The sequence below is a fragment of the Nocardia miyunensis NBRC 108239 genome, assembly GCF_001613065.1.
In the GTDB taxonomy this organism is placed as follows: Bacteria; Actinomycetota; Actinomycetes; order Mycobacteriales; family Mycobacteriaceae; genus Nocardia; species Nocardia miyunensis.
Map to the genome: position 1 here is coordinate 1 of NZ_BDBQ01000012.1, position 17,627 is coordinate 17,627.

At 68.4% G+C, this 17,627-nt stretch carries 17 protein-coding genes; 8 read left to right on the forward strand and 9 right to left on the reverse strand.

Annotated elements, in window-relative coordinates; all coding sequences use genetic code 11:
• Nucleotides 1-24: 24 nt before the first annotated feature.
• From NM2_RS06305 to NM2_RS06315, 3 genes are all read right to left on the reverse strand, one after another.
• Nucleotides 25-969, reverse strand: coding sequence for a hypothetical protein (locus tag NM2_RS06305; protein ID WP_067665165.1), 945 nt, complete (start codon nt 967-969; stop codon nt 25-27).
• Between the two features lie 28 nt (nt 970-997).
• Complete coding sequence (locus NM2_RS06310; protein ID WP_067665168.1) at nt 998-1,372, reverse strand: hypothetical protein; 375 nt, start codon at nt 1,370-1,372, stop codon at nt 998-1,000.
• An 84-nt stretch (nt 1,373-1,456) separates the two neighbouring features.
• Entirely contained in the window at nt 1,457-2,161 is a 705-nt protein-coding gene (locus tag NM2_RS06315; protein WP_067665171.1) for an ESX secretion-associated protein EspG, read from the reverse strand.
• A gap of 363 nt (nt 2,162-2,524) precedes the next feature.
• Here NM2_RS06315 and NM2_RS06320 point away from each other — a divergent pair, with 363 nt between their 5' ends.
• Nucleotides 2,525-3,019 (forward strand): hypothetical protein, encoded by a 495-nt coding sequence (locus NM2_RS06320; RefSeq protein ID WP_067665174.1) that lies wholly within the window; start codon nt 2,525-2,527, stop codon nt 3,017-3,019.
• Between the two features lie 147 nt (nt 3,020-3,166).
• Complete coding sequence (locus NM2_RS06325) at nt 3,167-3,673, forward strand: pyridoxamine 5'-phosphate oxidase family protein (RefSeq protein WP_218025863.1); 507 nt, start codon at nt 3,167-3,169, stop codon at nt 3,671-3,673.
• Nucleotide 3,674: 1 nt separating this feature from the next.
• Here the strand turns inward: NM2_RS06325 and NM2_RS06330 are convergent, their stop codons facing one another.
• The 3 genes from NM2_RS06330 to NM2_RS06340 form a co-directional block, all read right to left on the reverse strand.
• Entirely contained in the window at nt 3,675-4,604 is a 930-nt protein-coding gene (locus tag NM2_RS06330) for a D-isomer specific 2-hydroxyacid dehydrogenase family protein (RefSeq protein WP_067665177.1), read from the reverse strand.
• Between the two features lie 42 nt (nt 4,605-4,646).
• Nucleotides 4,647-5,633, reverse strand: a complete 987-nt coding sequence (gene ligD / locus NM2_RS06335) for a non-homologous end-joining DNA ligase (RefSeq protein WP_067665180.1) — start codon at nt 5,631-5,633, stop codon at nt 4,647-4,649.
• Nucleotides 5,634-5,819: 186 nt separating this feature from the next.
• Entirely contained in the window at nt 5,820-7,919 is a 2,100-nt protein-coding gene (locus NM2_RS06340; protein ID WP_067665303.1) for a RecQ family ATP-dependent DNA helicase, read from the reverse strand.
• Nucleotides 7,920-8,514: 595 nt separating this feature from the next.
• Here NM2_RS06340 and NM2_RS06345 point away from each other — a divergent pair.
• A complete protein-coding gene (locus NM2_RS06345) occupies nt 8,515-9,681 on the forward strand; it encodes a putative endonuclease domain-containing protein (protein WP_245717872.1) in 1,167 nt (388 codons plus the stop codon).
• Nucleotides 9,682-9,979: 298 nt separating this feature from the next.
• Here NM2_RS06345 and NM2_RS06350 read toward each other — a convergent pair whose 3' ends face one another.
• Nucleotides 9,980-10,861, reverse strand: a complete 882-nt coding sequence (locus tag NM2_RS06350) for an alpha/beta fold hydrolase (RefSeq protein WP_067665183.1) — start codon at nt 10,859-10,861, stop codon at nt 9,980-9,982.
• 145 nt (nt 10,862-11,006) lie between these two features.
• Here NM2_RS06350 and NM2_RS06355 point away from each other — a divergent pair, with 145 nt between their 5' ends.
• The gene (locus NM2_RS06355; RefSeq protein ID WP_067665186.1) at nt 11,007-11,489 is read left to right on the forward strand and encodes a hypothetical protein; all 483 of its coding nucleotides are present in this window, start codon (nt 11,007-11,009) and stop codon (nt 11,487-11,489) included.
• Nucleotides 11,490-11,565: 76 nt separating this feature from the next.
• On the opposite strand, the gene NM2_RS48730 is transcribed toward NM2_RS06355, so the two are convergent.
• The gene (locus tag NM2_RS48730) at nt 11,566-11,742 is read right to left on the reverse strand and encodes a hypothetical protein (protein ID WP_157120909.1); all 177 of its coding nucleotides are present in this window, start codon (nt 11,740-11,742) and stop codon (nt 11,566-11,568) included.
• A gap of 97 nt (nt 11,743-11,839) precedes the next feature.
• On the opposite strand from NM2_RS48730, the gene NM2_RS06360 reads away from it, so the two are divergent.
• The 4 genes from NM2_RS06360 to NM2_RS06375 all read left to right on the forward strand — a co-directional run bounded on the left by NM2_RS06360 (nt 11,840) and on the right by NM2_RS06375 (nt 16,191).
• A complete protein-coding gene (locus NM2_RS06360; RefSeq protein WP_067665189.1) occupies nt 11,840-12,685 on the forward strand; it encodes a glycoside hydrolase family protein in 846 nt (281 codons plus the stop codon).
• Between the two features lie 527 nt (nt 12,686-13,212).
• Nucleotides 13,213-14,691 carry an FGGY-family carbohydrate kinase gene (locus tag NM2_RS06365; protein ID WP_067665192.1) on the forward strand — a complete coding sequence of 493 codons (1,479 nt, stop codon included), beginning with the start codon at nt 13,213-13,215 and terminating at the stop codon, nt 14,689-14,691.
• Nucleotides 14,692-15,077: 386 nt separating this feature from the next.
• Nucleotides 15,078-15,611, forward strand: coding sequence for a hypothetical protein (locus tag NM2_RS06370; protein WP_067665194.1), 534 nt, complete (start codon nt 15,078-15,080; stop codon nt 15,609-15,611).
• A gap of 100 nt (nt 15,612-15,711) precedes the next feature.
• Complete coding sequence (locus NM2_RS06375) at nt 15,712-16,191, forward strand: thioredoxin family protein (RefSeq protein ID WP_067665197.1); 480 nt, start codon at nt 15,712-15,714, stop codon at nt 16,189-16,191.
• On the opposite strand, the gene NM2_RS06380 is transcribed toward NM2_RS06375, so the two are convergent.
• Nucleotides 16,152-17,597: an MFS transporter gene (locus tag NM2_RS06380; RefSeq protein ID WP_067665200.1), complete on the reverse strand. Its 1,446-nt coding sequence runs from the start codon at nt 17,595-17,597 to the stop codon at nt 16,152-16,154. The genes NM2_RS06375 and NM2_RS06380 overlap by 40 nt on opposite strands.
• Nucleotides 17,598-17,627: the final 30 nt, after the last annotated feature.

Consider the following 17,627-nt stretch of genomic DNA (forward strand, 5'->3'; position numbering starts at 1 on the left):
CCGGGCCTGTCGCGCGGGTTCGGATCAGTGGTCCGGGGACAGGCCGGGTTGGTCGGGGGTGGTGGGAGTGGTGTTGTTCGGGATGGGACCGGTGATGCCGGGCTGACCGCCCGGGTCGCTGAGTTGCGGGTCAGCGGGCGGTGCGGGGGCGGGAGAGGCTGGGGCGCTGGGCGTTTGCGGTGCCGGAGCCGGAGCCGTGGAAGGGGCCTGGGTGGATTCGGGCGGGGTCGGCGACGGTGAGGATTCGGGCGGCGGCGTGGGAGACGCTGGGGGAGTGGGGGTTGGCGGCGTCGCCGGTTGCTGTGGCGTCTCGGGACGTTGCGGTTGGGATGGGAGTGATTGTGGTGCGGTGTGATTCGTCCGGGGCGGAGTGGGCGAGGTGTCTCCGGGCACTTCGGGAGGCTCGGGCAGCGCTGGAATCCCGGTTCCCGCACCGGAATACGCCGGTTTGTAGATCGTGTTCATCGCCAGCACCGCTTCCTGACGCTGTGTCTCCTGCGCCAGCTTCGCATCGATGACGTGCGCGGCCTCGAGTGCGCGGGCGACCGCGCCGATCGGTCCGGAGACACCGGGCGGGACGACCGCCAGCTTCACCGCCTCGGCCGCGGCGGCCACCGCGCCCAATCGCGCGCCGACCTCGGCCATGACCTCGGCCAGATCATCGAGCGCCTCGGCGAAACTGCGCGTGCTGGCGTAGGCGGCGTCGGCCGCCGCGCCCTCCCATCCGACCGAATTCATCACCCCGTCGGTGGTGGAGCGAGTGATCGGCATCGCCGTGCCGATCGTGGCGGCGCCGTTCAGCCATACCAGGGACGCCCGCGCGATCTCCCCGGCATCCATCTGCTGCGTGCCCGCGTAGATCCGCTCGTGCGGTACGGACTCGAAATGTTCCATCGCACTGATGTATTCGGGATCGGTGGGACGCGCCTGCGGGCCGAAATGGGCGGATCCGAGGAGGCGCTCACTCATGACACACCCCGTCCGCACCCGAACTCGCTCACCACGGCTGCCTCGACGACAGCGTGCGCAGCGCGGCGGCGTGTGCGACGTCGGCCTCCTCGTACAGCCCGGCACTGATCAGGAAGGCCTCTTTCATCCGATAGGAGGCGGAGATGTACCGATCCAGCTGTGCGGCCGCATCCCGGGCCTTGCGGGAGAATCCGGCCTGCAACTGCTCGGCGGAGAAGAATCCGCCGAAACCGTGCAGCTGTGACACCGACTCGAGCTGCTGTTGTAGGGCGATCAACCCCTCGGCCTGCTCCTCGTACTGCGCCGCGCACCGCCGGGCCGCGTCCGGATCGAAACGTACCGTGCCGCTGCGCGCCGCCCGCATGAACCGGGCGATATCTGCCTGACTGGTATCGATCGTCAATGCGCACCCCTCGGGGATCGGTCGGTCGTGCCAAGCGTAACCGCAGGGCACGTCGGCAGGCGGGCGATAACGGCATCTGCGGCATCATCGCGGAATACGTTTCTGCAGGTGAGCGCCGATCTGCTGGGTCGAGGCGGGCGCCAGGTGCACCTGTTCGCCCGCGCGGATCAGATAGCGGCCGTCTCCGGCGACGTCGATCCAGGTGTAGTAGACGGGCGCGGGCGGAGTGGCCCGGTCCAGCCTCGGTTCGATCCGGATCTGCCCCTCGGCGCTGTGCGGTTTGAGCAGCAGCCGCCGGATGCGTGCGGCGAGCCGGTCGTTGGATACCACGGTTTCCTCGTCGCGCACCGCGGCCGCGGTCGCCGAGCGGGCCGGTTCACGTCCGGGTGGGGTGTCGGGCAGCAGCGCGGCGATCCGCGCGCCCAGTTTGCCGCTGTGACCGATCGAAATATGCACCTGCCCACCGAAATCCGCTGACGAACCGGTGTCCTGCACGGCCAGTACGGCATGGTCGTAGACCGCGGCACCCAGTGCCCGGATCTGCGAATCCGGATCGTGCGCGCCGCCGATGGCCACCACCCGCGTATGCGGCTGAGCCAGTATGCGCAGGCATGCCGACAGATCCGGGTCCGACCCCAGCGGCATGCGATCCTCCAGCGTGCGGCGCAGCGCGGCGGCCTCGTTGTCGGTGCGCGGGGTCTCCAGAATCCGGATCGGGAAGGGGTGCCGATCCAGGTCGGTCTCTCGCCAGATGTGTGCGAACTCATCCGGTGTGAAAGACCAACTCACGCCCAGACACCCTTCACCGTCCCATCCCCCGAACTAGATCAAGCGTAACGGGGCGTCGCGGGGGCGGCCAGACGGTGTCGCGGAATCCGCGATCCGACGGTCACCGGAAGGCCATGGAAAGGGCAGTGGGAGGGCCGCCGGAAAAGTGCATGCTGGAAGTGCACCCGGCGCCGCAAGGAGATGTCCCCTTCGCAGATTGCGGCGCAACCGGATCCGGTGTGGTCCGCCCTTACCACACCGGGCTCGCGGTCCGGTTCCCGCGTTTGTGGCGCCGGGTGTGTACGTAATACAGGTGGGCGAGGTACTGCCTGCGGGGCGCGCAGGCCGCCGGACCGGCTCGCCGCGGTCTTGGAGGTACACGTCATGTACGTACCGCAACCCGACGGTCCGGAACAGTGGCCGGGCGGCGATTCCGCTGCCCGCCTGCCGGATTGGCACGAACTGCTCGCGGCTTTCTGCGGGCACATCGGCGACGAACCCGATGCGCACCCGGTGACGAGCTGGGCCCGCGCACTCGCCGAACTCCATCTGACCCGCCGCGAATCGCCGCTGCGCACCGCCGAGATCGATTGTCGGCGTGCCGAAATCGTCGCCCACGTCGACGACTGGATCGCCGTGGTCACGCACACCCGGCGTCCGGCTCCGCAATCGCTCGGCGCGGTCATCGATGCCATGGCCGCGGCTCAGGTGCGCGCGGTCGCATTGCTGCGCGGCGGCCAGGACGTCGGCGACGAACGCATCCATACGGCCTGGTCCCTGCTGGCCGCCCTGGCCGACGAGTGGTCCGAACTGGTCCGTCGGACGACGCCGGTCGTCACCCCGGAGCCGATCATCCCGCCCCGCGCGGCGGGACAGTAAGGGCAGCGGCAGGGCCGACGAAGGGTGGTGCTGTTCGCCTGCTGTTTCCATATGCGTGGCCGGGGGAGGGTTTGATCGTTGCCGATTGCGGGAATCTTGTGGAGACCCGGAACAACAGGTTCATGATCAGCGGGGCAGATATCGCATATGGACAACCGAGCCGAGGAATACCCCGGACCGTCGGGTCGATCGGCCATGCCCGCGGGCGGTGGCCAGGGTGCGGGAATGATCGCCGATATGGACGCCCTCGCACCACAGGGATCCCGCGATCTGACCTCCGCCGAGTCGCTGCGACGGCTGGGGCTGGTGGGATATGGGCGAATCGTGCTCGCGCGTTATGCATTACCCATCATTCGCCCGGTCAATCACATCGTCGACGGTGAGACGATCGTCGTGCACGCCAGTCGCGGTGTGGCGCTGTCTCCCGAGCGGCAGACGGTCGCTTACGAGGCGGACGTCATCGACGAGAACACTCATCGGGGGTGGTGCGTGATCGTGACCGGTTCCGCGGAGCCGGTGGAGGAACCGGGCGAGATCGAGCGCCTGCGCCCGCTACTCCAACCGTGGCTCCCGGGACCGCGCGAACACATCATGCGGATCCTGCCCGATATGGTCACCGGACTCGAATTCGTCGATCCCGCCGACGGCGGGTAGTTCAGTACCCGGCCGCGACGTCGACGCGGGCGATCAGCTCGCGGCCCTGGGCGAAACGGCTCACATTCTCCGCGACGTGTTCGGCGAAGGCGACGGTGCGCAGCTGCGGCGGATTCGAATCGTGCGGTGTCACCAGGGCATTGGGCAGATCCCACAGCGGGTGGCCGTCGGGCAGGGGTTCCGGGTCGGTCACGTCGAGCCCGGCGCCGCCGATCGTGCCCGCGCGCAGCGCGTCGACCAGGGCGTCGGTGTCCACGAGACTGCCACGGGCGATGTTGATCACCCACGAGTGGGGCTCGAGCTGGGCCAATTCGGCTTTGCCGACCAGATGCCGGGTGCCGGGGGTGGCAGGGGCGGCGATGACCACGTGGTCGGTGCGGGACCAGACCTCCGGAAGACGCTGCGCGGGAAGGGTTTCCACCACGCCCGGCAGGTCGACCGGCGCGCCGGAACGGTTCACCGCGATCACTCGGGAACCGAGCGGGGCGAGCAGGGTGATCAATTCGCGGCCGATGCCCCCGGCGCCGACGACCGTGACCGTGGCGTTGCGCAGGGTGCCGATATTCCGGGCGAGTTCCTTGGTGCGCCAGCTGCGGGCCGCGAGATGCTCGGGCAGCGCGCGCACGCCCGCGAGCAGCAGCATCAGCGAGTGTTCCGCGACGGTCCTGGCGAAAGCGCCTGCCGCGGAGGTGAACAGGATGTTCGGGTGCCGGTCGAAGACGGGAGTGTCGAACCATTCCTCGATGCCCGCGGAGAACAGCTGAACCCATTCGATGTTCTCGGGCAGCTGCTCCGGGAATCCGGCCGGACCCGAGTCCCAGATCAGGGCTCGCGCGTCGTCCAGATCGGCCAGTACGCCCCCGGCCCCGGTGATCGCCTCTTCCAGCAACTGGGTGTGGTTCGGTGCGAGGGCGATGGGGGTGGCCGTCATGTGGCTCTCCTGTGCGATATCCGGGGCCGGTCGGACTCGACGTTAGCCGGGTGTATCCGATTCGGTGTCACCAGCGTCCTCGTCCAGGTCGATCTCGACGGGTTCGCGCTCGGCCCACTCCAGGAGTTGATCGATCCGGAAGACCGCCTCGTCGATGCCCGCGTGCAGATCGCCCAGTTCGGCGTAGCGTGCCGGCACAGTGGTGATGGTGAAGTCGCGGGGTTCGATGTCCGGGATCTCCGACCAGCGCACCGGAGTGGAGACGGTTGCCTCCGGGACGCCGCGCACCGAATACGCGGCGGCGATGGTGTGGTCGCGGGCGTTCTGGTTGTAGTCCACGAACAGCATCGCCGGATCGCGGTCCTTACGCCACCAGGTGGTGGTCACGTCGTCGGGCGCGCGGCGTTCGACCTCGCGGGCGAATGCCAGTGCGGCCCTGCGCACATCGGTGAATCCCCACTCCGGCGCGATCCGGACGTACACGTGCAGTCCCTTACCTCCGGAGGTCTTCGGCCAGCCGACCGCGCCGATCTCGTCCAGCACCTCCCGCACCACCCCCGCCACCCGCTGTACCCGCGACCACGGACATTCGGGCATCGGATCCAGATCGATCCGCCACTCGTCGGGTTTCTCGGTGTCGAACCGCCGCGAATTCCACGGATGGAATTCGACGGTGGACATCTGCACGGCCCACACGACATCCGCGAGCTCGCGCACGCACAGTTCGTCGGCATGCCGCCCGTAGCGCGGAAAGTACACGCGCACAGTGGAAATCCACTCCGGCGCCCCGCCCGGCAGTCGCTTCTGATGTACCTTCCCGCCCGGCAGCCCCTTCGGAAACCGATGCAACATGCAGGGCCGATCCCGCAGCGCATTCACGATCCCCTCGCCCACCTCGAGGTAGTACCGGACCAGATCCAGCTTGGTTGCCCCGATCTCGGGAAAATAGACCCGATCGGGGTTGGTCACCCGCACCGTATGCTCGCCGACCGCCAACTCCACCGCCGGCGAGGCAGACTTACTGGCCATCCGACCGACGATAGCGAGTCGATCATGCTCCTTGCACCCGAAATGCCTACTCGTTCTGTCCGGAGGTCACCGGATGACCGGGTCGAGCAAGTACTTGTTCGAGATCCGAACAGCGCGCAGCAGTGGACTAGGCCAGGTTCCTGGTGCGAGCGTCATATCCGCGACGCTACCGGCTGTGTCCTGGGGTCAGGTGGGGGTGGCGAGGGCGAAGGGGAGGACGGCGGGAGCTCCGGCGGCTCGCAGGGTGTGGGCGGCCAGGGTGAGGGTCCAGCCGGTGTCGGTGAGGGCGTCGATGAGCAGGATCGGGCCGTCCAGGTCGTCCAGGGGTGGGGGATCCCAGGAGTTGTGCAGGGCTGCTACGCGGTGGGCGGAGTTGGCGGCGGAGACCGGTGGGCGGCCGGGGCGGATGTGCAGGGTGCCCAGGTCGCGGAGGCGGCCGATGTGGGCCAGGCGGGCGGCCAGGTCGGCGGTGAGTTTCGGGTGGGTGGGGGATTCCATGGCCAGGACCGAGGTGGGGCGTTGATCCCAGTTCCAGTCGCGTAGGACTGCGATGCAGGCGTCCACGACGTGGTCGGGGACAGGCGCGTCGGGGCCGTCGAGCAGGGGGCGCAGACGCTGGCCCCAGCCCAGATCGCTGAGTCGGCCCAGTACACGGCCGGTTGCCGGGCCGTCGGTGATCTTGCCGGACAGCGGAATTCCGAGTTTCGCCATACCGGTCGGCCACTGCTTGCGCGGGGACAGGTCGATGCCCGGTCTGTCCAGGCGGGTGCGGATGGCGGCCAGGTCCGCGGTGTCGACCGTCGTATCGGGACGGACGCCGGTGCAGTTGTCGCAACGTCCGCAATCGGGGGTATCCGGATCGGGTCCGCTCAGCGCCGGATCGTCGAGCTGGCGGCGCAGGAAACTCATCCGGCATTCGGCGGTCGACTGATAGTCGATCATCGCCTGCTGCTCGGCCTCCCGTGCGTGGGACAGCCGCTCGTAGCGTTCGGTGTCGTAGGTCCACGGTTCACCGGTGGCGAGCCAGCCGCCCCGGACCCGGCGCACCGCCCCGTCGACATCGAGCACCTTGAGCACCATCTCGAGCCGGGAGCGATTGAGCTCGACCAGCGGTTCGAGCGCACTGGTGGACAGCGGGCGTTCGAAATCCAGCGCGTCCAGGACGGCGCGGACGATATGCTCGCGCGGAAAGGCAACGGAGGCAAAGTAACTCCAGATCCGCCTGTCCTCCGGACCGGGCAGCAGCACGACCTCCGCCCGTGCGGTGCCGCGGCCCGCGCGACCCACCTGCTGGTAGTAGGCGATCGGCGAGGACGGCGCGCCGATGTGCACGACGAACCCCAGATCCGGCTTGTCGAAACCCATACCCAATGCCGAGGTCGCCACCAGGGCCTTGACCTCGTTGTCCAGCAGGGCCTGTTCGAGCGCCTCCCGTTCGGCCGGATCGGTCCGGCCGGTGTACGCGCCGACGTCGTGGCCGTGCGAGCCCAGGACGTCCGCGAGGTCGTGGGCGGCCGCGACGGTGAGGGTGTAGATGATGCCCGAGCCGGGAAGTTCGTGCAGATACCTGCTGAGCCATGCGGTGCGTGCGGTCGCGTCCTCGATGTGGACGACGGACATGTGCAGCGATTCGCGGTCCAGGGTGCCGCGCAGAACCAGCGTGTCGGTACCGATCTGACCGGCCACGTCGGTGACCACGCGGTCGTTCGCCGTGGCCGTTGTGGCCAGGACGGGGACGTCGTCGCCGAGGTCGGCGACCAGGGTACGGATCCGGCGGTAGTCGGGCCGGAAATCGTGGCCCCAGTCCGAGACGCAGTGTGCCTCGTCGATCACGACCAGTCCGGCGTCGGCGGCCAGCTCCGGTAGGACCGCATCGCGAAAATCGGGGTTGTTCAAGCGTTCCGGGCTGACGAGCAGGACGTCGACCGCTCCGGCCGCCACCCGGGCGTGGATATCGTCCCACTCGGTCATGTTGCCGGAATTGATCGTCGCGGCGACCACACCTGCTCTGCCGGCCGCCGCGACCTGGTTGCGCATCAGCGCCAGCAGCGGCGAGACGATGACCGTCGGCCCCCGGCCCGCCGCGCGCAGCAGTTTGGCGGCGATGAAGTACACCGCCGACTTTCCCCAGCCGGTGCGCTGTACGACCAGGGCCCGCCGCCGCTGCCGGACCAGTGCATCGATGGCGGTCCACTGATCCTCTCGCAGGCGAGCCCGTGGCCCGGCCAGGTCACGCAGCAGCGCCTCGGCGGATTCACGCAGGTCGGTTGTAGTCACGCCGACCATGGTGCCCGAGCCCACCGACACACTCCACCGTCCCGTGCCAGACGCACCCGATATCGGCAGGCGCACCCGTTCCCGGGCCTGGTTCGGGTGCGGGTACGTGTAAAGGGTGCGGGCAATGCCTCTTTCCGCAGCACCACAGCCGAGCGGGGTTGCCGCGCGATCCCGCGGATGCGGCTTCGCCGGGCGCTCGTGCGGGACCGGCGTGCGGTCGTTCGTGAACTGGTCGTCTGTACACCGTCCAATCCTTCGCATCCTGCCGAGACCGGTGCTGACCGGCCGCACCTCGTGTCCGAATCCGCATGGTTTCGGCGTGGCTGCGAAGTATGCGAATCATGGCAGCGGGTGCGGCTGTGACCTGGTCAAATGACTATGGAACCGGATCGCCCTACCCCGCGTCGAACTAGAACAAACCCGGTTCGACTCAATTCGTATGGGGAGGTTCGAGCGTGAAGAATTGTCAAGGTTGCCGCACCTCGTGGCGAAACGGAATCGGCTCTCGCGTACCGCGAGTGGGCCCCGTCCCCCGGCACGGTGAGTTCTGTGAGCGGTTCACCTCGCGCCCCACGCGGCGCCCGCGCCCGGAGACCGATTTCCGATGAGCGCCGCGACATTGCATCCGGTATTCGGTTCCGCATCGGGCCCGCGTCTCGCGAACCGGCTCGTCCATCCCGGCGGGTTGTCGGCGAGTCCGGGCTGCGGACCGGATTCCGGCCCGGTGCCTCTGGGAGGCGATGTGGCCGCGCCGCACGATTGCGCCGCTGGGCAGCCGTGTCCGGCCTCCGCCGATCAGGCTCGGATCCACCGCAGGCGTGATGCGCTCGCTCGCGGGGTGACCGATGATCAGATCCGTCGAATGTGTGCGGGCGGGCGGTGGCGACGGCTGCGGCGCGGGGTCTATTCGGAGGAAGCGGCCTACGCGGAACTGGATGTGCTTGCCCGCCACCGCATTCTGGCCGCGGCGGTGTTGCCCGACATGGCCGCCGACGCGGTGGTGAGTCATCAGTCGGCTGCGGCGATCTACGGCGCGCCGATCTGGGCCGCCCCGATGGACCGCCTGTGCGTCACCCGTAACCGCCGCAACGGCGGCCGGATCAAACCGGATCTGAAAGTGCACTGCGCACCGATCGACTCCGTGGCCGAGGTGGGCGGTCTGTTGCTGAGCACGCCCGCGCGCACCATCGTCGATCTGGGCCGCACGGTTCCGTTCGAGTCCGCGGTCGTCGCGGGCGACTGGCTGGCCCGTGAATACGGTGTCACCGCCGCCGATCTCGATGTGGAGCTGGAAGCGGCCAATCGTCGCCGTGGCATCGATCGAGCACGGCTGGTGGCGAAGTTCCTGAATCCGCACAGCGAGAGCGTCGGCGAGTCGCGCAGCCGGGTGATGCTGCGCGAACTCGGCCTGCCGATCCCTCGGTCGCAGGGCGATGTCTTCACCGCCGAGGGCAGATTCCTCGGCCGGGTCGACTTCTATTTCGGCGACACCGGCGTGGTCGGCGAGTTCGACGGCCGCACCCGCTACGGCCGCCGGACACAGCCTGGACACGATCCGGCGGACACGGCCGCGGCCGAGAGGCGACGTGAGGATGCCTTGCGCAGCGCGGGTTTTCACGTCATCCGCTGGACCTGGGACGAACTGCCCACCGATGCGGTGACCGCCCGCTTCCGCGTCGCACTGGCCCGCGTCGGCCGCCAGCGTCCGCAAGGACACATCCGCCAATCCTCCCTACCCGAGCCGAGACCCCTGATGATCCGAAGTCTCTGAGCGACAAGGTTGTTCACTTCGGGCGCTTCGCCGGAGGCTCGGGCGGCGTCTACTCGGCCGCCCGAGCCGAGTGTGGCCGACTCGCGACGCATGCTTCCTGGTCACTATTCGACACGGCGGCTGCACGGTCGTGGTTCCGACTCGTCGGGAGTCGCTCTCCGGTCTGACCGGATCTGCGCGGCAGTGCGTCCAAGCGCACAGATCGCCCGGAATCGAGTGCTGCTCGGGCACATCGGCATCGCTCAGGTCCGCATTCGCCACTCGGTGGTGACGAATGCGGACGTGGCGGTGATTGCGGTTAGGCGGTTTCGGCGGCCAGGGCCAGCAGGTGTGCGCGGACCAGGTCGGGACGTTCCTCGGGGATGAAATGTCCGCAGCCGGGGACGTATTCGACGGTGTAGTCGGTGGCGTCGGCGGTTTCGGCGGCGGCCAGCGAATGGTGGATCGCGCCGTCGGCGGTGCCGAAGAGAGCGCGGATGGGCAGGGTCGCGCGACGTGGTTCACCGCGTCGTAGTGCGGGGACCTCGCGCAGGAGGAAGGTGCGGTAGGTGTCGGTGGCCGCGCGAGCGGGAACCGGATCGCGGAAGCGGTCGGTGTATGCGTGCACGACATCCGGTGTGAATTCGGTGGAGTCGGCGACCGTGAGCCGGAACACCCAGTCCAGGAAGGGAGTGTGCTGTTGCAGTGGCATGCCCAGTGCCGCGACGAGGGGTTGGTACAGCAGGAATCGCCACATGTGCGGTGCGACGGTGCGCGGGGTCTGCCAGGGGTGCGTGATGTTCAGCGGCATGAATCCGGAGAATCGCTCGGGCTCGCGCAGCACCATGCGGAAGCCGACATACCCGCCCCAGTCGTGACCGACCAGTAGCGTGCGATCGGAGGTCAGCGAATCCAGCAGGGCCAGCACATCACTGGCGACCTCCTCTTTGAACCAGCGGTGCGGCGCCGGTCCGGACCAGCCGTAGCCGGGCAGATCCGGCGCGATGATCCGCAGTCCGGGCGGTGGGTCGGCGAGCAGGTGGCGGTAGGTGTAATGGTGCTGCGGCCAGCCGTGCAGCGCGAGGACCGGGCGGCCGTCGGCGGGCCCCGCCTCGGTGACGTGGAATCGCACCCCGCGTGCGGTGATGTGGCTACGGCGCACTCCGGCGATGTCGGGGGGTTGTGAGATCGCATCGGGCATATCCGATGCTAACCGTCCGCAACCCGGCGAGTCGTCACCCGAAGGATTTCGGCGTCCGCGAGGATAATTCAGGCGCCGGGCGCGACAATGAGTGCGGCAGAGGCGATCAAGCCCTCGGGCACCGCGGGAGCAGGGAGGACGGGCGATGCCGAACAAGTTCGAGTCACCCCCGGGCTGGGCGCCACCCGGTGCGCAGTTCCAGAGCCACGGCGTGACCGGCCGCACCGTGGTCGGCGTGCTGATCGGGCTGGTGGTGACGCCGATCGGGATCGCTTTCGCGGCCAAGGGCGGTGCGGACATCCGTTACTGGGTGATCATCGGCGGAGTCACCGACCGGTGGACCGCGGCCGGTGAGATCATCGTCGGCTCGGTGCTGTTGATGCTGGTGGCGGCGATGGCGGCGTTCTCCCCGGCGGGCACCTTCGTGGCCGGGCTGGTGTTCGGCGTGTTCCCGGGCATTCTGCACATCCTGTTCCCCGACGACACGTTCCGCCTGATCGGCGATCTGCCGTACATCGATTCCACCTGGCAGGTGGCGCTGCATTCCTGGGTCACCAACGGATTCGCGCTCATCTCCGGATTCATGATGATGGGTGCGGGTTTCGCCGGTTTGATCCGCAGACGCTGAGCCGCCACCCGGAACCGGCGGGCTCGTAAACCGCCACGCGCCAAAGTGATTCATCGCGCCGCGATCACCGCGGATTTCACGAGTAGTCGCGGAAGCTCAGCACGAATCCGACGGCGGCGAGCAGGAACAGCAGGACGTACGCGATTACCCGGAACGCCGTGGTCGGCAGTTCGTGTACCCACAGGCCGGTGATGAAGGCGACCAGCATCATCAGCGTGCCGAGGAACGCCGTCCGGCGCGGATGCCCTGCCATGCTGACTGGGTACCCGATCCGATCCGGATTTCCCCCGACCCTCGGAACGACGGCGTGTCGGCGTGTACCGGTTCGGCGGAGGCGGCACGGTAGCCGTATGCAGGTGACCGCAGGCCCCTTCCGGCACATCTACGACCCGAGTCACGGTGAGCCGCATCCGTGGTACATCAACGACCACACCGTGATTCGCGATGGGGCCGGGCTCTGGCACCTGTTCGGGATCACCCACCCAGAACCGGCCGACCCGTGGGACGAGACGCGGTTCGCGCATGCCACCGCCGAACATCTGCTGGGGCCGTGGACGAAACGTCCGCACGCACTGGCTGTGGATCGCGAGTACGGCGAGACGCACCTGTGGGCCCCGTACGTGATCGACAGCGGCGCGGGCTATGCCATGTTCTACGACGGCGGCGGCGCGGACCGCACCGCGACCGCGATGAACCTGGCGACCTCCACCGATCTGCGGCACTGGACACGCCATCCGCGGGGGCCGGTGTTCCGCGACGGCTACGACGCCCGCGATCCGATGGTGCTGCGCCTGGACGACCGCTGGGTGATGTACTACTGCGCGACCAGCGAACCCGAGGGCGGCAACCACGTCGTCGCCTACCGCACCAGCACCGACCTCGTGCACTGGAGCGATCGCGCGATCGCCTACACGGATCCCGCGACCGGCACCGGCGCGGGACCCACCGAATCCCCATTCGTCGTGCGGCGCAACGATTTCTGGTACCTGTTCATCGGCCCGCGCCCCGACTACGTCGGCACCGACGTCTTCCGCAGCGCCGATCCGCTGCACTTCCGCGTCCAGGACCGCGTCGGCCACATCGAGGCCCACGCCGCCGAGATCGTGACCTGCGACGGCGACTGGTGGGTCACCACCGCGGGCTGGGGCAAGGGCGGCGTCCACATCGCACCCCTGCATTTCACCGACCCGGCCTGACCCCCTGTCGACCGGTCGGCGAACCGTCGATGACGTCCCGCCAGGCCACCGAGCGGATCGGCTTCTCCGCACCCGGCGTCGTACACCATCGACCGTGGGATCGGCCGATGTGCCGCGTCCATCTCGGGTACCCCGGGCTTGCTACGGCCCCGCCTCCCGCGCCCGATCGGCTACGACGCAGCGAGGGCATCGAGATCGGTCGGGCCGATGGGAAAATCGGACGGTAGCCACGAGGAAGCGATCGGCTGGCGAGACCGACCGATGTGCCGCCTCGCACCGTGCGCCGCGTTCGGTGACGGCCGGTCTTCCGGTTCGGCCCGCACCAGCCATCTACGATGCGATGCGAGTACCGGGAGCGCTCTGGCCGGTGTGGACAGTGGGATTCGTCGGAGGTGATTCGCGCCGAGTTCGGCGAATTGCGGTCGGTCGGGGCGCGGGCCTGTAATTCTGGTGGCGCCGGCCGAGGCACCGGCACAGCGGGCGCGGATACCCCGACGTGTCCGGGCAGGTGAGGAAGGAGAGCGCTGATGTTTCTCGGGATCGATATCGGTACCTCCGGCTCCAAGGGGGTGCTGGTTGCGGCCGATGGCACGATCATTGCGAGAGCTGAACGGGTACATGGTGTTTCGACGCCTCGGCCGGGTTGGGTCGAGCACGACGCCGAGACCGTGTGGTGGGCGGATTTCGTCGCGATCACGCGGGAACTGCTCGACGCGGCTGGGCCGGAATCCGTGCGGGGGCTGGCGGTCAGCGGTATCGGTCCGTGCCTGCTGCCCGCCGACGCCGCGGGTCTCCCGCTTCGCCCGGCCATCCTCTACGGCGTGGATACCCGCGCGACCACCGAGATCGCCGAGTTGAACGCGGAATTTGGTGCGGAACAGGTTCTTTCGCGTGCGGGCTCGCCGCTCACCAGTCAGGCCGTTGGACCGAAGGCGCGCTGGCTGGCACGGCACGAACCCGATGTCTACGGGCGCACCCGCATGCTGCTGATGGCGAGTTCCTTTCTGGTGCACCGGCTTACCGGTCGCTACGTACTCGATCACCAGTCGGCGAGTCAGTGCGTGCCGATGTACGATCTGCGCCGCCGCGAATGGGCCACGGACTGGGCGGATTCGGTCGCGCCCGGAATCGAACTGCCCGAATTGCGCTGGCCCACCGAGATCGTCGGGCAGGTGACGCGAGATGCGTCCGCCGCCACCGGACTTCCGGTCGGCCTGCCCGTCACCACCGGCACGATCGACGCCTGGGCCGAGGCCGCCAGCGTGGGGGTGCGCGCCCCCGGTGACGCCATGGTCATGTACGGCACCACCATGTTCCTGGTGCAGGTGCTGACCGATCCGAATCCGCATCCGGGCCTGTGGGGAACGTGCGGAACCTGGCCCGGCACATACACTCTCGCGGCCGGCATGGCTACCTCCGGCGCGGTGACCGACTGGTTGCGCCGCCTCGTCGGCGGGGATTTCACCGATCTGGTGGCGGAGGCGGACCGGGTCCCGGCGGGCAGTCGCGGGCTGATCGTGGTGCCCTATTTCGCCGGTGAACGCACGCCGCTGTTCGATCCGGACGCTCGCGGCATCGTCGCCGGCCTGACCCTGACGCACGGCCGCGCCGAACTCTATCGCGCGGCGCTCGAGGGCATCGGCTACGGGGTGCGGCACAATTTCGAGGCGATGGCCGAGGCCGGCGGCCGGGCACACCGGCTCGTCGCGGTCGGGGGCGGCACCAAGGGCGGTCTGTGGACGCGCATCGTCTCCGATATCACCGGCTTGCCCCAGCAACTCCCGGCCGAAACGGTCGGCGCCTGCCTCGGTGACGCCATGCTCGCCGCCGAGGCGTCGGGTGTGGACACCTCCCGATGGAATCCGGTGGTCAGCACGATCGAACCTGATCCGGCCAACACCGAGCTGTACGCGCAGTACTACCGGCACTACCGCGCACTATACGAATCCACCCGTGACACAGCACATTTCCTGGCAGGAGAACAACACCGCACCGCTGCGCATTGACCTCACATCCAGAAGCGCACTGATCGTGGGCTGCCCGCGCACCGCGCACTGATCTCTCGTACTTCCGCGCACTCATCTCACACGGTCGCGCACCGTCCCGTCTCTCCGCTTGCTGATCACTCGTGCTTTCGCGCGTTGCCCTCGCGTACCTGCGCGTGCTGATCTCTTGCATTGTCGTGCGTTTGCCCTTGCACTGCTGAGTGCTTCCTCGCACCCGCGCGCACTGATCCCGCGCTGTCGCGAGCGGATTCCCTGCATCTCGCCGACCCGGCGCACAGATCTCGCACTGGCGTCGATATGGAATATATGCTCTAATTCGATATAGAGGGAACATTCCATATCGAACCGGCCGTGACTCGAACGTCCGGCCGAGAGGGTGATTCACGATGGCCGTGCTCAATACCCACATCCGCCGCATCCCGGTGTCCGCCGCGCGGGCGGGAGCCCTGCTCGACACGCTCGCCGGTCCCGGAGATGTGCTGTGGCCCAGTGATTCCTGGCCACCCCTGGTCCTGGACCGGCCACTGTCGACCGGTGCGGCCGGGGGACACGGCGTGGTCCGCTACACGGTGCAGGGGTATCAGCCGGGCAGATGGTTGAACTGCCGATTCGATCGCGTCTTCGGCACCGCGGGCGTCGAGGGCTTCCATGAATTCCTGGTCCTCGACGCGGGAAACGATGAGACGCTGCTGGTCCACCAGTTGGCGGCCCGGCTCAGCGGCCGATTCCGGCTGATCTGGCCACTGGCCGTGCGCTGGTTGCACGATGCGCTCATCGAGGATCTGCTCGATCACGCCGAATACGAACTCACCGGATCCGTACGCACCCCCGCTCGCTGGAACGGATATGTGCGGCTACTGCGGGCCGCGCTGGGCCGGGCCGGAACGTCCACGCCTCGGGTCGCAGCTCACGCGGTGTGAGCCCGATGGTCCGGGACCGCTGTCTCGGACAGTGACGCAGCCGGGGATTCATGGAAGAATTCACAGCCATGCAGGCGAGTTGGAATACCGGGAGGGCCGCATGCCGACACAGGCGTTGAATCAGCACAATTTTCAGCAGGTCGTCTCCGGCGGCGGCATCGTCCTGGTTGACTTCTGGGCGACGTGGTGCGGGTGGTGCACCAAATTCGCGCCGGTGTACGAGGAATCCTCCCGCATGCACCCGGATATCGTGCATGCCACCGTCGATGCCGACGCCGAGCAGCAGTTGGCGGCCGTCGCGCAGGTCAGCAGCCTGCCGACCCTGATCGCCTTCCGTGAGGGCCTGCCGGTCTACTCCGAGCCCGGTTTCAAGACCTCCGAACAACTGGAAAACGTTGTGCAGGAGATCATGTGGCTGGATATGGACGAGGTCCGTAAAGAGCTGATCAAGCAGAATCCGGAACTCGCGCAGGCCCCGGAGATGGCCCAGAGGAACGCGGTCGCCGGGCGCGCCGCCGGACTCGCCGACGAACCGCTCCGTTACGGCTGGCCCGGACTGCGCGGAGTGGCGGTGCGCTGAGCCGGTACGCCGGGCCGGTACGCCAGCCCGGCGACGGTCGCGAGCAGACCGACCGCGACCATGTACACCCATCCGGCGCGATAGTCGCCGAGTCCGGGAACGGCCGCGCGGGCGAGTATGGCGGTCAGAATCGCCACGCCCAGTGCGGAACTCGTCTGCCGCGCCATCATCAACGTCCCCGAACCCAGTGAGAGCTGATCGGCGGGCAGCAGTGCCGAGGCCCCGAACAGCGGCGGTTGCAACAGCGCGGTACTCGCCCCGGCGAGGATCGCACCGGGCAGGAACATGATCGGATACGACGCGGTGAGTCCGGCCGTGACGATCCACCATGCCGCGCCAAGCGCGATGGTCGCCCCGCCCAGCGCCGCGCAGGTCCGTGCGCCGAACCGGGCCACGAACCGCCCGGACAGCGGCGAGAGCAGCAGGCAGCTGATCGGGATGGGGGCGATGCCCAGGCTCGCGGCCAGTTGCGAATAGTGCCACTGCTGGGTCAGGAACAGGGTGGCCTCCAGGATGAGCGCGGCGAAGGCCAGGTAGTAGGCGAACACTCCGACCGTCGCGATGCGAAACGGCTTGTGCCGCAAGACCACCGGGCTCACGACTGGATCCGGATGACGTCGCGCGTGCCAGGCGAACGCGCCCGCCAGCGCCACCGCGGCCAGCAGTGTGCTCAGCGTCGCGGGTGAGGTGTATCCCCAGTCCGATGCCTGGACGAAGACGGTGGTCAGGGCGGCGGTGGCGGCGAGAATCAGTGCGGCGCCGACCAAGTCGAGTTTTCGCCCCGCCTGCCCTCGGATATCGGGCAGCACGCGCAGCCCGAAGAGGAAGGCCGCCACCGTGAACGGGATGTTGAGCAGGAAGATCCAGCGCCAGCCCGCCTGCAGCAGCAGGCCGCCGATCACCGGACCGCTGCCCGCGCCCGCGGCGGCGATCGCGGTCCAGATTCCCATCACGGTCGGATGCTCCCGGACCTCGAACGAGGGCAGCACCAGTCCGAGCCCGGTGGGCACCAGCAGCGCCGCGGCCACGGCCTGCACGATGCGGGCGGCGATGAGCGCGCCGAGACCGGGCGCGGCCGCGCAGGCGATCGAGGAGAGTCCGAAAAGGGCTATGCCGAGCAGGAATCCGCGCTTGCGGCCGGTGTCGTCGGCGAGGCGTCCCGCGGGGACCAGTAGCGCGGCCATGACGATCGTGTAGGCGTTGAGCACCCAGGACACCGTGCTCGCCGACGCGTGGCCGAAGGATGTCTGCAACGTGGGAAAGGCGACCGTGACGGCGAACAGGTCCAGGATGGCCAGGTATTGGGCGACGGCCGCGACCGCCAGCACCCGCCACCTGCGTGGTGATGCGGAAAGGGGTACGGACTCGTTCTGCTGGAGCCCGTTGATACTGGCGGAAACAGTCATGGGTGCAACTATCCAGTCACGACATGACCT

What these genes read in the sequence shown, in the direction of transcription:
- NM2_RS06320 (WP_067665174.1), top strand. Translation starts at nt 2,525, where the DNA reads ATGTACGTACCGCAACCCGACGGTCCGGAACAGTGGCCGGGCGGCGAT.
- NM2_RS06340 (WP_067665303.1), bottom strand. Translation starts at nt 7,919, where the DNA reads ATGGTCGGCGTGACTACAACCGACCTGCGTGAATCCGCCGAGGCGCTG.
- NM2_RS06350 (WP_067665183.1), bottom strand. Translation starts at nt 10,861, where the DNA reads ATGCCCGATGCGATCTCACAACCCCCCGACATCGCCGGAGTGCGCCGT.
- NM2_RS48730 (WP_157120909.1), bottom strand. Translation starts at nt 11,742, where the DNA reads ATGGCAGGGCATCCGCGCCGGACGGCGTTCCTCGGCACGCTGATGATG.
- NM2_RS06355 (WP_067665186.1), top strand. Translation starts at nt 11,007, where the DNA reads ATGCCGAACAAGTTCGAGTCACCCCCGGGCTGGGCGCCACCCGGTGCG.
- NM2_RS06330 (WP_067665177.1), bottom strand. Translation starts at nt 4,604, where the DNA reads ATGACGGCCACCCCCATCGCCCTCGCACCGAACCACACCCAGTTGCTG.
- NM2_RS06325 (WP_218025863.1), top strand. Translation starts at nt 3,167, where the DNA reads ATGGACAACCGAGCCGAGGAATACCCCGGACCGTCGGGTCGATCGGCC.
- NM2_RS06380 (WP_067665200.1), bottom strand. Translation starts at nt 17,597, where the DNA reads ATGACTGTTTCCGCCAGTATCAACGGGCTCCAGCAGAACGAGTCCGTA.
- NM2_RS06305 (WP_067665165.1), bottom strand. Translation starts at nt 969, where the DNA reads ATGAGTGAGCGCCTCCTCGGATCCGCCCATTTCGGCCCGCAGGCGCGT.
- NM2_RS06360 (WP_067665189.1), top strand. Translation starts at nt 11,840, where the DNA reads ATGCAGGTGACCGCAGGCCCCTTCCGGCACATCTACGACCCGAGTCAC.
- NM2_RS06375 (WP_067665197.1), top strand. Translation starts at nt 15,712, where the DNA reads ATGCCGACACAGGCGTTGAATCAGCACAATTTTCAGCAGGTCGTCTCC.
- NM2_RS06365 (WP_067665192.1), top strand. Translation starts at nt 13,213, where the DNA reads ATGTTTCTCGGGATCGATATCGGTACCTCCGGCTCCAAGGGGGTGCTG.
- ligD (WP_067665180.1), bottom strand. Translation starts at nt 5,633, where the DNA reads ATGGCCAGTAAGTCTGCCTCGCCGGCGGTGGAGTTGGCGGTCGGCGAG.
- NM2_RS06345 (WP_245717872.1), top strand. Translation starts at nt 8,515, where the DNA reads ATGAGCGCCGCGACATTGCATCCGGTATTCGGTTCCGCATCGGGCCCG.
- NM2_RS06370 (WP_067665194.1), top strand. Translation starts at nt 15,078, where the DNA reads ATGGCCGTGCTCAATACCCACATCCGCCGCATCCCGGTGTCCGCCGCG.